The organism is Acidovorax soli, from assembly GCF_900107605.1.
GTDB lineage: Bacteria > Pseudomonadota > Gammaproteobacteria > Burkholderiales > Burkholderiaceae_C > Acidovorax > Acidovorax soli.
In genome coordinates, this window is sequence record NZ_FNQJ01000036.1 from 19,295 (window position 1) to 31,794 (window position 12,500).

Here is a 12,500-nt window from a genome sequence, read left to right on the forward strand (position 1 = left end):
CGCCGCTGCCCCTACGCCATGCGCGCCCGGCTGGCACTGGCGGTGAGCGGCCAGACCTGCGAAGTGCGCGAGGTGGTGCTCAAGAACAAACCCCAGGGTCTGCTGCAGGCGTCGCCCAAGGCTACCGTACCGGTGCTGGTGCTGCCCGGTGGACAGGTGCTAGAGCAGAGCCTGCACATCATGCTGTGGGCGCTGGCGCAGCACGACCCCGACGGCTGGCGCACGCCAAGCCACGGCAGCATGGAAGACATGCTGGCCCTGATCGCGGAATGCGATGGCCCGTTCAAGCAGGCGCTGGACCGCTGCAAATACCCCAGCCGCTACCCCGAGGCTCCCATCGACGCAGCGCGCGCGCAGGCCATGGCCTGGCTGAGCGCACTGGATGCCCGCCTGTCCACCCAGCCCCACCTGTTCGGCTCCCATGCGGCCCTGGCCGACATGGCCATTGCACCCTTTGTGCGCCAATTCGCCGGCATCGATGCAGACTGGTGGGCCGCCCAGCCCTGGCCGCATCTGCAGACCTGGCTGGCGCGGTGGCAGGCGAACAGCCTGTTCGAGCGCGTGATGCACAAACTGCCAGCCTGGGTGGATGGCACCGAAGGCGTGACGTTTCCGCCCCAAGGTGCACTGCGGCTGAGCAACCTCCATGAACCACGGATTGGCCCCATAAAGATGAAGATCATCGACGAGATGCTGCACCTCGACCTGCTAACCCATGAGCAGCACTTGCAGATCAGCGCATGGATCGCGCGCTCTTCCTCGCCCGAAGAGATATTGCAAATGCCTGCGCCACTGTGGCAGGCAGTAGAGCGCGCCAGCCAGACCATGGGCATCAACGAGGACCTGTTGCGTCCGCCATCCCTGGATGCGGGTGACGTTGTATTCATCTAGCCGAAACCTGTCCACCAATGAAAAAGGCGCTCCGGGGAGCGCCTTTTTAGCGGGTTGAGTGCATCACCGGCATCAGGCCATCGAATAGCCTGAACCGCTGCTCTGCCCACCCTTGAGGCCGCGTACCACCAGCGCCAGCAACACCACAGCAAACCCCACAAAGCAGACAAACGACCAGTTGGCGATCGAGCCACCCAGAAACGTCCAGTCGATCGCCGTGCAGTCGCCCGAGCCCCGGAAGATCATGGGGATGGAACGGCTGATGGGATAGTTCTCGATCATTCCGTAGAAATCCCGGCCGCAGGTGGCGACTTCGGGGGGATACCATTGCAGCCAGCTCTGGCGGGCCGCCACGAAGGCGCCAAAACCAGCCGAGACCATGGCCAGCGCAGCGAATGTCATCCACCAGCCCTTGTTGCCTCTTGCGCTTGCCAAGCCTGCGAAAACTGCGACAGCAACGAGCGCATAGCGTTGCACGATGCACATCGGGCAAGGCTCCAGGCCCACCACATGCTGCAGATACATGCCAAAGGCCAGCAGGGCCACACAGGCCACACTGATGAGCGCGAGTACACGGCGCGGGGCCGTAGTCAACCAATTCATTCCTTCTCCCTTATCCAATAGCAATTGCCCAAGGCATTGCCCATGAAACCGGCACGGCCCAGGCCAGCAGACGGCCAGCATGGTCCGCCCCGCACGCAACAAAGGCCATCGTCCCCTTGGGGAAAAACGCGAAGCGGCTCAAGGGGTCAAATCCCAGCGGCCTCGTCCAGAAAAACGCGGGCGCGGCGCGGTGTCACCACCAGCGTTTCGCCCTCTTTGAAACCCATTTCCTTGAACTGCTGCGCAGGAATCTGCGCTTCGATCAAGGAGTCCGGGGACGCATTGTCCGCTGGTTTGTGGTCGTCGATTGGAATAAGTTCCAGCCGCGCAATGGGGCCCACCACGATGGCGCGGCTCAATTGCGCGACGATGCCGCGCGGGCGGCCTGCGGCGTCCAGTCCGGCGCCGGGCGCATAGCGTTCCACATCCAGGTCGTGCGGGCGCACATAGGCGAAGGCCTTGGCGTTCTGCGCCTGGCTGTGCTCGGGCGAATCCAGCTCGATGCCTTCGAGGTGCACCAGCCCCTCGTGCGCACGGCCGTGGAACAGGTTCACATCGCCCAGAAAACCATAGACGAAGGGGCTGGCCGGCTGGTCCCACACCTGCTGGGGCGAGCCGCTTTGCTCGATGCGGCCCTGGTTGATGACAACCACACGGTCGGCCACTTCCAGCGCTTCTTCCTGGTCGTGCGTCACAAAGATGCTGGTCACATGCAGTTCGTCGTGCAGGCGGCGCAGCCAGCGGCGCAGTTCCTTGCGCACCTTGGCATCGAGCGCGCCAAAGGGCTCGTCGAGCAGCAGCACCTTGGGCTCCACCGCCAGCGCCCGGGCCAGAGCGATCCGCTGGCGCTGGCCGCCCGAGAGCTGCGATGGGAAACGCTCGGCCAGCCAGTCCAGCTGCACCAGCTTGAGCAGGTCCATGACCTTCTGCTTGATCTGTGCTTCGCCGGGCCGCTGGCCGCGCGGCTTGACGCGCAGGCCAAAGGCCACGTTCTCGAACACCGTCATGTGCCGGAACAGCGCGTAGTGCTGGAACACGAAGCCCACGTTGCGCTCGCGCACATGCACGTCGGTGGTGTCTTCGCCGCTGAAGTGGATGCTGCCGGTGTCGGGCGTCTCCAGCCCCGCGATGATGCGCAGCAAGGTGGTCTTGCCGCAGCCCGAGGGTCCCAGCAGCGCGATGAGTTCGCCCGATGCGATATCGAGGCTGACATCGCGCAGGGCCTGGAAGTCGCCAAACTGCTTGCTGACGTTGCGGATTTCAATGCTCATGGTGTTCTTCCTTCAGCGGGCGACAGCCGCAGGTGCGGGCCGCTCGGGCGGCAACTCGGCGGCGGCTTTCAGGGCCTGCTCGTTGCGGTGTTCGGCAATGGTCTTGATGACCAGGGTGACCAGGGCCAGCAAGGCCAGCAGAGAGGCGGCGGCAAACGCGGCGACCGACTGGTACTCGTTGTAGAGAATTTCCACATGCAGCGGGATGGTGTTGGTCTGCCCGCGGATATGGCCCGACACCACCGACACCGCGCCGAACTCGCCCATGGCGCGTGCATTGCACAAAATCACGCCATAGAGCAGGCCCCACTTGATGTTGGGCAGGGTCACGTGCCAGAAGGTCTGCCAGCCGGTGGCGCCCAGCACGATGGCGGCCTGCTCCTCGTCGTTGCCCTGGGCCTGCATCAGCGGGATCAGCTCGCGCGCAATGAATGGAAAGGTCACGAACACGGTGGCCAGCACGATGCCGGGCACGGCAAAGATGATCTTGATGTCGTGCGCTTGCAGCCAGGGGCCGAACCAGCCCTGGGCGCCGAACATCAGCACATAGACCAGCCCGGCAACCACGGGCGATACCGAAAACGGCAGGTCCACCAGCGTGGTCAGAAACGCCTTGCCCCGGAACTCGTACTTGGCAATGCACCAGGCGGCTGCCACGCCAAACACCAGGTTCAGCGGTACGGCAATCAAGGCAGTAATAAGCGTGAGCTTGATGGCCGACCAGGCATCGGGCTCGCGCAGGCCTTCCAGGTAGGCGCCAAAGCCCTTGCGCAGCGCCTCGGCAAACACGGCAGCGAGCGGCAGCACCAGGAACAGCAGCATGAAGGCCAGCGCCATGCCGATCAGCGTGTAGCGCACCCAGGGCGCTTCGGTCGTGCCGGCGCGCGCGCGGCGAACAGTTCGATTATTCATGTCGTTTGTGCAAGGCGCAGTGCGCTTGAAGCGGGCGCAGCCCAGACCAGTGCCCCCGTGGAACTGGCTTTGCCAGGCCGCCGGGTGCATCCCCCTCCCGCGAAGCGAGAGAGAGGGAAGGCGCGAAGCGACTCAGGGGGTGATTCATGACTTCCGGCGCTGCCAGGCCTGCAGCGCGTTGATGACCAAGAGCAAGATGAAAGAAATCACGAGCATCACCACCGCCACGGCCGTGGCGCCTGCATAGTCGTACTGCTCCAGCTTGCCGATGATGATGAGCGGTGTGATCTCCGACACCATGGGCATGTTGCCCGCGATGAAGATCACCGAGCCGTATTCACCCACCGCCCGCGCAAACGCCATGGCAAAGCCGGTGAGCAGCGCGGGCGTGATGGAGGGCAGGATGACCTTGGTGAAGGTCTGAAAACGCGTGGCGCCCAGGCAGGTGGCCGCTTCTTCGAGTTCTTTCTCGGCGTCTTCGAGCACGGGCTGCACGGTGCGTACCACGAACGGCAGACCGATGAAAATGAGCGCGATCACGATGCCGGCGGGCTTGAACGCCAGCTGGATACCCAGAGGCTCCAGGATTTGCCCGACCCAGCCGTTGCTGGCCAGCAAGGCGGTGAGCGAAATACCTGCCACGGCGGTGGGCAGCGCAAACGGCAGGTCCACCAGCGCATCGGCGATTTTCTTGCCCGGAAACTTGTAGCGCACCAGCACCCAGGCGATCAGCAGGCCAAACCCCAGATTGACCAGCGCCGCCAGAAAAGAGGCGCCAAAAGTGAGCCGGTACGAGGCCAGCACGCGCGGAGCGCTGACAGCGGCCCAGAACTGCTCCCAGGTCAGGGTGAAGGTCTTGAAGATCAGCGCCGACAGCGGGATCAGCACGATGATGCTCAAGTAGAACAGCGTGTAGCCCAGCGTCAGGCCAAAGCCGGGCAGCACCCTTTGGGGCGTACGCCGGCCGGCCTGCGCGGAGGGCGGCACGGCGCCCCGCGCGGGCACAGAGGTCGCAGCACTCATGGCTTACTTGGCGCTATACAGCTTGTCGAACTGGCCGCCATCGTTGAAGTGCACCTTCTGCGCCTCGGTCAGACTGCCGAAGTACTTGGCCACGGTGAACTGCTTGAGCGGCTTGAACGTGGCTTCGTACTTCTTGAGCACTTTCTCCGAACGCGGACGAATGGCGTGCTTGGCAGCGATTTCCTGCGCCTCGTCGGAGTACAGGTAATCCAGGTAGGCCTTGGCCAGCTGCGCCGTGCCCTTCTTGGCCACAGTGCGCTCGACCACGGCCACGGGGTTCTCGGCCACCACACTCACCGACGGATAGATCGCATCGACCTTGCCCGCGCCAAACTCGCGGTCGATCGACACCACTTCGGATTCGAACGTGATCAGCACGTCGCCCTGGTTGCGCTGCAAAAACGTGGCCGTGGCGTCGCGGCCGCCCTTGGCCAGCACCGGCACGTTCTTGTAGAGCTTGCCCACAAACTCGGCGGCCTGCGCATCGGTGCCACCCTTTTCGCGCACGGCACCCCAGGCGGCCAAGTAGGCATAGCGGCCGTTGCCACCGGTCTTGGGGTTCACCACGATCACCTGCACACCGGGCTTGATGAGGTCGTCCCAGTCCTTGATGCCCTTGGGGTTGCCGTTGCGCACCAGAAACAGCATGGTGGACGTGGTGGGCGATGCATCGTTGGGGAACTTCTTGGACCAATCCTTGGCGACCACGCCGTTGTCGGCCAGGAACTGCACATCGGTGGTGGTGTTCATGGTGACCACATCGGCGGCCAGGCCGTCGTTCACGGCGCGCGCCTGGGCGCTGGAGCCGGCGTGCGACTGGTCGATCTTCACGTCCTGGCCGGTGGTCTTCTTGTAATGCGCGGCAAACGCTGCGTTGTAGTCCTTGTAGAACTCGCGGGCTACGTCGTACGACACATTGAGCAGCTGGTTCTGCGCAGCAGCCAAACCACTGCTCGCCAGGGCCAGTGCGGCCAGAAGGGTCTTGAGTTTCAGAGAAGTCGTCATGGTGCGTCGCCTGATGAAAAGCTGGGGATTGACCATTGTGCGGAATGACGCTTAAAACTCAAAAGAATATATTTTTGTTAATTAATCGAATTTAATAATATAGAAAGTTCAGCTTGCAGACCAGAATGCGAAAGACATGGTGTGCTTCACCAAAAACTGCCGCCAGTGCTTTACTCGTAAGCACAAGTAGCTATTGATTCAGAAGTATTTTTACAACACCGGCGCTGCAGGCGAAGCCTGCGCATGGCCGGGCACCGGGGCGCGGACCACGGTGGGCTCGCCCTGCAACGACTGCAGCAGCGCCCAGCCCAGCGGCCATTCGCCATGGCCGGAGTCGATATTGAGGTGCCCGGCGTTCTGCATGCGCACGAATTCGCTGCCCCAGGCCCGTGCGTAGGCACCCGCCAGGCGGATGGGGCAATACGGGTCGTTGCTGCTGGCCACCACGATGGAACGGTAGGGCAGCGCAGCAAAGGGCACGGGCGCAAAGTCGTTCAGGACGGCGCGGCGCTCGGGATCGGCCGGGGCCACCAGCAGCGCGCCGCACACGCGGGCTGCGGCTTGCGCGCCCATATGGGTGACGGCAATGCAGCCCAGGCTGTGCGCCACGATGACCACGGGGTGGGGCGCAGCCAGCACGGTCTTTTCAAGCTGGCCCACCCACGCCAGCCGCGTGGGCGTGATCCAGTCATCCTGCACCACGCAGCGGGCCTGGGGCAGGCGCTCGGCCCACAGGCTTTGCCAATGGCCGGGGCCGGAGTCGCGCCAGCCCGGAACGATGATGATGGAAGTGGTGGTCACAGCGCTGGCATTCTGCGATCCACTCTTTAAAACCCAAACGACTTAATTCTTGTTATTTAATCGCCAAAACATCTATTCAAACCATGGAAGGGGCTAGACGCCTAGATGCCTGCGCCATCCAACCCCTGTCCGGCCATGCGGGTGACCTGGCTGCTGCAACCCGGCATGGTTTCGCCCAAATAGTCCAGAAACCGCCGCACCGCGGGCGACAGTCCCCGGCGCGAAGGAAACACCGCATGCACGATGCCGCGTGGTGGCGCCCAGTCGGGCAGCAAGTGCACCAGGCGGCCCACGCGCAACTCTTCGATGCACATGTAGTCGGGCAGCCAGCACATGCCGGTGCCAGCCAGGGCGGCGAATTTGAGGGTGAGCAAGTCATCGGCCACATAGCGCGGCTGGTGGTGCACCGTCTGTTCACGGCCGCCTTCGCCGACGAGACGCAGCGTGGAGCGCCCATCCACGGCCGACATGGCAATGCTGTCCAGCCGGGCCAGGTCTTCCAGTGTGCGCGGCATGCCCTGGCGCGCCAGCAAGTCGGGGCTGGCCACCAGAATCTGCCGGGCATCGTCGAGGCGCTTGACGACCATGCTGCCACTGTCCTCCAGCGTGGAACGCACGCGCAGCGCCACGTCGATGCCCTCCTCCACCAGATTCACCGCGCGGTTGCTCACCAGCATCTCGACCCGCACTTCGGGATAGGTGGCCAGAAACTGCGGCATCAGCTCGGCCAGCACCGTCTGCGCCAGCGTGACGGGGCAGCTCACGCGGATGGTGCCGCGCGGGGTGGTCTGCACCTGGGCCACGGTGTCGGCCGCGGCCTGGGCCGATTCGCGCATGGCCTGGCAGTGGCGCAGATAGGCCTCGCCCACTTCGGTCAGCGAGAGCTTGCGCGTGGTGCGCTGCAACAGGCGCACGCCCAGCTGGGTTTCCAGCTCCGACACCCGCCGCGACAGCCGGGATTTGGGAATGCCCAGGGCTCGGCCCGCAGCGGCAAACCCACCACGCTCCACCACTTCGGCGAAATACAGCATGTCGTTGAGATCTTGCATGGCGATGATTGTCCTATAAGCGGGACAATCTATCGCAATTTTGCTGGCTTATCAACAAATCAAGATCCATCGACAATTGATACCCAGGCCACACCAGGTGGCTCCCTACACCCCCCCGGAGAACCTCATGCAACTGCTTCACATTGATTCCGCCATCACCGGTGCCAATTCCGTTTCGCGCCAGTTGACCGCACAGATCGTGGCGGCCTACCAGGCCAACCACCCTGGCACCCAGGTGAGCTATCTCGACCTGGTGGCCAATGCTCCCGCCCACTTCACCATGGACGCCATGGCGCCCCGTACCGGCCAGACCGATGGCCTGAGCGAAGTGCAAAAGCGCGAGAACGCCGTGTCCGAGCAACTGGTGAGCCAGTTCCTGGCGGCCGATGTGGTGGTGATTGGAGCCCCGTTCTACAACTTCAGCATTCCCACCCAGCTGAAGGCCTGGATTGACCGCATTGCCCAGCCCGGCCGCACATTCCAGTACACCGCCAACGGCCCCGAAGGCCTGGCCAAGGGCAAGACGGTGATCATTGCCTCCACCCGTGGCGGCGTGTATTCCACCAGCGAAGGCGGTCAGGCCATGGAACACCAGGAGAGCTATCTCAAGGTTGTGCTGGGCTTCTTCGGTGTGACCGATGTGCGCTTTGTGCGCGCTGAAGGCGTGGCCATGGGCGACGCCGCCAAGGCCCAGGCTCTGGCCGATGCCGCCCAGGCCATCCGCAACCAGGCTGCCGCCAACCAGGCCCAGGCAACGCAAGTTGCCTGAGACACAGGGCGCCACGGGCGCCCTGTTTTCTCTCTCGCCATTCATGAAGCCCGGCCTTGCGCCGGGTTTTCTGCGTTTGGTTTCAAATACGGCTCTATTGCATGTCCAACACGCGTGAGCCGCTATTTATTCACCAGCACAACTCAGGCGTGCTTCTTGATCCAGGCCACGTACTGGTTCATCCAGCCCTGCAAAAACTCGCGGCTACCCGCACCGATGCCGCCATCGGCATCGAACAACCCTTCCTTGGCATGGATGAAGGCCTCGGGCTGGCCCAGCGTGGGCATGTCGAGGTAGGCCAGCACATTGCGCAGGTGCTGCTGCGCCATCGAGGTGCCAATGGCGCCCACCGATGCACCAATCACCCCCGCCGGCTTGCCGGCCCAGGCGCTTTGCCCGTAGGGGCGTGAGGCGTTGTCGATGGCGTTCTTCAGTACCCCTGGAATCGAGCGGTTGTATTCCGCCGTGACAAACAGCACGCCCTGCGCGGCCTTGACCTCACCCTTGAAGCGCAGCACCGATGCAGCCTGCTGGCCATCGTCGTCCTGGTTGTAGAGCGGCAGATCGTCCAGGCGCAGCTGCGTGAAGCTGAAGTCTGCGGGCGCCAGCCGGGCCAGCGCCGTAGCCAGCTTGCGGTTGAATGAATCCTTGCGAAGACTGCCGACGATGACGGCGATGTTGTACTGGCTCATGAAAACCTCCTGAGGACGAAAACACCCGGCAAAGCACCGGGAGGCCATGGTAGCGTTTCAGGACACCCCATGCCAGCGGCGAACCAGGACAACCACACAGCCTGCCAACCCAGCAGAATGGACCATGAAAAAAGCTGCTGGCGCTTGATTGCAAAGCGTCAGCAGCTATTTTTTGAGTAGCAAAAATCAGAACCCGGGCAGCACCGACCCCTTGAACTCCACTTCGATGAACTTGCGGATCTCCTCGGATTGGTAGGCCTTGAGCAGCTGGGGCACCCAGGGCTTGTTCTTGTCGGCTTCGCGCACGGCGATCAGGTTCACATACGGGCTCTTAGCGCTTTCCAGGGCGATGGCGTCGGTCTTGGGGTTCAGGCCGGCCGAGATCGCAAAGTTGGTGTTGACGGCCGAGGCGTCCAGGTCGTCCAGTGAGCGCGGCAGCTGGGCAGCGTCCAGCTCGACAAACTTGAGCTTCCTGGGATTGCTCACCACATCGAGCGGCGTGGCCTTGAGGCCGGCACCCTCCTTGAGCTTGATCAGGCCCTTGTCCTGCAACAGCAGCAGCGCACGGCCGCCATTGGTGGGGTCGTTGGGCAGGCCAAAACGCGCACCTTCCTTGAGCTCGTTCAGGCCCTTGACCTTCTTCGAGTACAGGCCCATGGGGAAGTTGACGGTGTAGCCCACGGAGACGATCTTGTAGCCCCGGTCTTTCACCTGGGCATCGAGGTAAGGCTTGTGCTGGTAGGCGTTGGCGTCCAGGTCGCCCGCGGCCAGGGCGGCGTTGGGCTGCACGTAGTCGCTGAACTCGATCACCTGGATTTTCAGGCCGTCCTTCTCGGCCACTTTCTTGACCTGCTCGAAGATCTGGGCGTGCGGGCCGGCCGTCACGCCGATCTTGAGCGGCTTGTCCTGCGCCAGCGCGCCCGTGGTGAAACCGGCGGCCAGGGCCAGAGCGAGGGTGGATTGCAGCAGGGAGCGCTTGTTCACGGAGACACCTTTCGTTAAGAGATTCTTCGCATCTTAGGGTTGACCCTATAAAACGCAAACAACCGTTTCTTTATTTCATTAGCTCAATACTGCATAACGAACCGCCCATTGCCCATCAACCACGCAGCGCCACATTGTTGAGTTTGTCCAGCCGCTCGGGCCAGGTGGCTTCGGTGGCGGACTGCAGCAGGATGCGCGTCCAGGCCACCCAGGCGTCCCACTGCACGCGCTTGTCCCACGCATTGCCCCAGGCGCTGAAGCACTGCAGCGCACTCTGGGCGGCGTGCCTGGCGTCGTCACACCGGCCCGCCGAAAGATACAGCTGCGCCAGCACCATCTGCGGCTCGCCCACCCAGGGGTTGTGGCGCACGGCCTGCTCCAGCACGGCGGTGGCCACGTCCACATCCACCAGCGGCTGGTCTTGCTGGATCACCGACCAGTACAGCGAGGTGGCCGCCGACTCGGCCGCCACCGACAGGTGCTGCGTGCAGCCGGCAAACACCGGCGGCAGCGGCAGCAGCCCCACGAGCCCAGGGTGCTGCAGCGCCTGCCCCAGCGCTGCGATCTGGTGCAGCATGCGCCCCGTGGGCCGCATGGGCCCGGGCCACAGCGATGCCGCCCAGTGCACGGCCTGCGGGCGGTGCTGCACGTTGGGAAAGCGCGAGTAGATATCGTCCTGCCAGCTGAACCATTGCTCGATGGTGTCGGCCATGCTCACCACAATGAAGGCGGCCACCTCGTAGGGCGTGAGCACATGGCGCTGCCCGTCCTTGTCGAGCGCCAGGCTGCCATCGGCCTGCAGCCCACCGCCCAGCACGCGCTGCACGAACTGCGTGCGCGACTGGGTACAGAACAGGTACACGAGGAGCTCGGCCGGCTCGCCCACCAGATCGCGCAGGCGGGCACGCTCGCTGGCCGGGTCGAACTTAACCAGATCCACAAAGGCATTGCCGTACACGCTGTGCAGCAAGCCCAGCAGGCGCACATCACGCGGTTGCTGCCACAGCGTGAGCGAGCGCGCCACGCCCACCAGGTGGTGGCGGAAGGTGCCCGCCTTGTGCCAGTCCTGCCCCACATTGCGGGCCAGCACGGTGGGCAGCACCGGGGCCAGGTCGAGGTCGTGGGCAATCCACTCGTCATCCAGCAGCGCCTGGGCGCGGGTAAAAAGCTGCTGGTCCAGGGGGTGCAAGCGCAGGGTCATGGCGTGTTGTCTCCGTCAGTCGGTCGGTGAAGCGCACAGTATCGGTGCTTGGCACCCCCGAAGCTGCCAGCGCCTCGGCCAGGAACCCCACGAACGCCTGCACCCGCGTCGAAAACTGATGCCGCTGCGGGTACACCGCATAGATGTCGGCCGCAGGCGTGTGGTACTGCGCCAGCACGGGCTCCAGCAGGCCTTGCGCCAGGTGGCGGTTCACATCCCAATCGGCACGCATCACGATGCCGTGGCCCTGCAGCGCCCACAGCACGGCGATCTCACCGTCGTTGGTGGTCAGGTTGCCGGTGATCTTGATCGACTCGGTGTGCGCCTTGCTGCCGCGCCCGGTGGTCAGGCGCCACAGGCCATAGGCCTCGTCGCCCTGGCGGATGCCGATGCACTGGTGCTCCATCAGATCGCGCGGCACGCGGGGCCTGCCGTGGCGGTCCAGGTAGGCAGGCGCGGCGCACAGCACGCGCCGATTGGGCGCGATGCGGCGGGCAATCACACGGCCGTCGGGCGGCTCGCCAAAGCGCACGCACAGGTCATAGGCATCGTCGGTGATGGGCGGCGGGTGCACCGACAGCTGCAGCTGCAGCTGCACATCCACCTCGGGGTACTGGCGCACAAAGTCCGAGATCACCGGGGCAACGTGCATGCGGCCAAACCCCAGGGTGGCATTCACCCGCAGCAGGCCCTTGGGGCTGGCCTTGGACTGCACGATAAGTTCGTCGAGCGCATCGATCTCGCGCAGGATGCGGCGCGCGTGCTCCAGCAGCAGTTCGCCCTCGGGGGTGAGGCCCATGCGCCGGGTGGTGCGGTTGATGAGCACCACGCCCAGGCGGCGTTCCATCTGCGCCAGGTGTTTGCTGACCGCCGCCGTGGAAATGCCCATTTCGCGCCCCGCGGCGCTCAGGCTGGGGCTGGCGGCCAGCGCCGAAAAGAAACCCAATTCTGCGGGCTGGATGGTGGAGCTCATCGAATCTCTCTTAGAATTTATCCGTAAATAATGTTGACTGGCAGCTCGATCTTGCGCAGGGCGATGATGGCTGCCGCCAGGTGGTTGAGCGCCAGGAAGGTGTGTTCGAGCTTTTCGTAGCGCACCAATAGTTTCCTGAATCGGTTGAACCAGCCATGACAGGCCTCGACCACCCAGCGGCGGGCCTTCTTCTTTGGCTCTCGCTTTTTCTGCGCCGCTTCGCTCTTGCGACTGACCACATGCGGGATATAGCCATGGGCAAGGATCACGGCCATGGCGCCTTTGCCCCGATAGCCCGCATCGGCGCACAGATGTTTGGATCGACG

General features: G+C 63.9%; 14 protein-coding genes and 1 pseudogene. 3 read left to right on the forward strand and 12 right to left on the reverse strand.

The annotated features are described in order from the left end of the window. Window positions 1-18: 18 nt before the first annotated feature. Together BLW02_RS20460 and BLW02_RS20465 are read left to right on the forward strand one after the other, a co-directional pair. Window positions 19-474: pseudogene (locus BLW02_RS20460) on the forward strand (glutathione S-transferase); the annotation flags it as partial. Window positions 475-672: 198 nt separating this feature from the next. Continuing rightward, on the forward strand, window positions 673-891 hold the full coding sequence (locus BLW02_RS20465; RefSeq protein WP_167544080.1) for a hypothetical protein: 219 nt from the start codon (window positions 673-675) through the stop codon (window positions 889-891). A 72-nt stretch (window positions 892-963) separates the two neighbouring features. Here the strand turns inward: BLW02_RS20465 and BLW02_RS16945 are convergent, their stop codons facing one another. From BLW02_RS16945 to BLW02_RS16975, 7 genes are all read right to left on the reverse strand, one after another. Further along, window positions 964-1,494 carry a disulfide bond formation protein B gene (locus tag BLW02_RS16945; RefSeq protein WP_092700644.1) on the reverse strand — a complete coding sequence of 177 codons (531 nt, stop codon included), beginning with the start codon at window positions 1,492-1,494 and terminating at the stop codon, window positions 964-966. A gap of 146 nt (window positions 1,495-1,640) precedes the next feature. Beyond that, window positions 1,641-2,765 carry a sulfate/molybdate ABC transporter ATP-binding protein gene (locus tag BLW02_RS16950; RefSeq protein WP_092700647.1) on the reverse strand — a complete coding sequence of 375 codons (1,125 nt, stop codon included), beginning with the start codon at window positions 2,763-2,765 and terminating at the stop codon, window positions 1,641-1,643. A gap of 12 nt (window positions 2,766-2,777) precedes the next feature. Then, entirely contained in the window at window positions 2,778-3,677 is a 900-nt protein-coding gene (gene cysW, locus BLW02_RS16955; protein WP_092700664.1) for a sulfate ABC transporter permease subunit CysW, read from the reverse strand. A 144-nt stretch (window positions 3,678-3,821) separates the two neighbouring features. Continuing rightward, the gene (gene cysT / locus BLW02_RS16960; RefSeq protein ID WP_092700650.1) at window positions 3,822-4,700 is read right to left on the reverse strand and encodes a sulfate ABC transporter permease subunit CysT; all 879 of its coding nucleotides are present in this window, start codon (window positions 4,698-4,700) and stop codon (window positions 3,822-3,824) included. Between the two features lie 3 nt (window positions 4,701-4,703). Further along, window positions 4,704-5,705, reverse strand: coding sequence for a sulfate ABC transporter substrate-binding protein (locus BLW02_RS16965; RefSeq protein ID WP_092700667.1), 1,002 nt, complete (start codon window positions 5,703-5,705; stop codon window positions 4,704-4,706). A 210-nt stretch (window positions 5,706-5,915) separates the two neighbouring features. Beyond that, window positions 5,916-6,506: an RBBP9/YdeN family alpha/beta hydrolase gene (locus tag BLW02_RS16970; protein ID WP_244273740.1), complete on the reverse strand. Its 591-nt coding sequence runs from the start codon at window positions 6,504-6,506 to the stop codon at window positions 5,916-5,918. A gap of 101 nt (window positions 6,507-6,607) precedes the next feature. Continuing rightward, complete coding sequence (locus BLW02_RS16975) at window positions 6,608-7,555, reverse strand: LysR family transcriptional regulator (RefSeq protein ID WP_092700652.1); 948 nt, start codon at window positions 7,553-7,555, stop codon at window positions 6,608-6,610. 127 nt (window positions 7,556-7,682) lie between these two features. Between BLW02_RS16975 and BLW02_RS16980 the strand changes: the two genes are divergently transcribed. Further along, window positions 7,683-8,324: an FMN-dependent NADH-azoreductase gene (locus BLW02_RS16980; RefSeq protein ID WP_092700671.1), complete on the forward strand. Its 642-nt coding sequence runs from the start codon at window positions 7,683-7,685 to the stop codon at window positions 8,322-8,324. A 143-nt stretch (window positions 8,325-8,467) separates the two neighbouring features. Here BLW02_RS16980 and BLW02_RS16985 read toward each other — a convergent pair whose 3' ends face one another. The 5 genes from BLW02_RS16985 to BLW02_RS17005 all read right to left on the reverse strand — a co-directional run. Beyond that, entirely contained in the window at window positions 8,468-9,016 is a 549-nt protein-coding gene (locus tag BLW02_RS16985; protein WP_092700654.1) for an NADPH-dependent FMN reductase, read from the reverse strand. Between the two features lie 186 nt (window positions 9,017-9,202). Next, on the reverse strand, window positions 9,203-10,000 hold the full coding sequence (locus tag BLW02_RS16990; protein ID WP_092700656.1) for a MetQ/NlpA family ABC transporter substrate-binding protein: 798 nt from the start codon (window positions 9,998-10,000) through the stop codon (window positions 9,203-9,205). 115 nt (window positions 10,001-10,115) lie between these two features. Continuing rightward, a complete protein-coding gene (locus BLW02_RS16995) occupies window positions 10,116-11,201 on the reverse strand; it encodes a DUF6817 domain-containing protein (protein ID WP_092700658.1) in 1,086 nt (361 codons plus the stop codon). Beyond that, the gene (locus tag BLW02_RS17000) at window positions 11,137-12,174 is read right to left on the reverse strand and encodes a LysR substrate-binding domain-containing protein (protein ID WP_244273741.1); all 1,038 of its coding nucleotides are present in this window, start codon (window positions 12,172-12,174) and stop codon (window positions 11,137-11,139) included. The genes BLW02_RS16995 and BLW02_RS17000 overlap by 65 nt, the downstream gene beginning before the upstream one ends. A 17-nt stretch (window positions 12,175-12,191) precedes the next feature. Next, window positions 12,192-12,500: transposase (locus BLW02_RS17005; RefSeq protein WP_139285397.1), on the reverse strand; the 309-nt coding region annotated here is incomplete at its 5' end.

Excerpts from the sequence above, each read along its gene's own strand:
- cysT (WP_092700650.1), bottom strand. The coding sequence starts at position 4,700 with ATGAGTGCTGCGACCTCTGTGCCCGCGCGGGGCGCCGTGCCGCCCTCC.
- BLW02_RS17000 (WP_244273741.1), bottom strand. The coding sequence starts at position 12,174 with ATGAGCTCCACCATCCAGCCCGCAGAATTGGGTTTCTTTTCGGCGCTG.
- BLW02_RS16950 (WP_092700647.1), bottom strand. The coding sequence starts at position 2,765 with ATGAGCATTGAAATCCGCAACGTCAGCAAGCAGTTTGGCGACTTCCAG.
- BLW02_RS16975 (WP_092700652.1), bottom strand. The coding sequence starts at position 7,555 with ATGCAAGATCTCAACGACATGCTGTATTTCGCCGAAGTGGTGGAGCGT.
- BLW02_RS16995 (WP_092700658.1), bottom strand. The coding sequence starts at position 11,201 with ATGACCCTGCGCTTGCACCCCCTGGACCAGCAGCTTTTTACCCGCGCC.
- BLW02_RS16965 (WP_092700667.1), bottom strand. The coding sequence starts at position 5,705 with ATGACGACTTCTCTGAAACTCAAGACCCTTCTGGCCGCACTGGCCCTG.
- BLW02_RS16980 (WP_092700671.1), top strand. The coding sequence starts at position 7,683 with ATGCAACTGCTTCACATTGATTCCGCCATCACCGGTGCCAATTCCGTT.
- BLW02_RS20465 (WP_167544080.1), top strand. The coding sequence starts at position 673 with ATGAAGATCATCGACGAGATGCTGCACCTCGACCTGCTAACCCATGAG.
- cysW (WP_092700664.1), bottom strand. The coding sequence starts at position 3,677 with ATGAATAATCGAACTGTTCGCCGCGCGCGCGCCGGCACGACCGAAGCG.
- BLW02_RS16985 (WP_092700654.1), bottom strand. The coding sequence starts at position 9,016 with ATGAGCCAGTACAACATCGCCGTCATCGTCGGCAGTCTTCGCAAGGAT.
- BLW02_RS16945 (WP_092700644.1), bottom strand. The coding sequence starts at position 1,494 with ATGAATTGGTTGACTACGGCCCCGCGCCGTGTACTCGCGCTCATCAGT.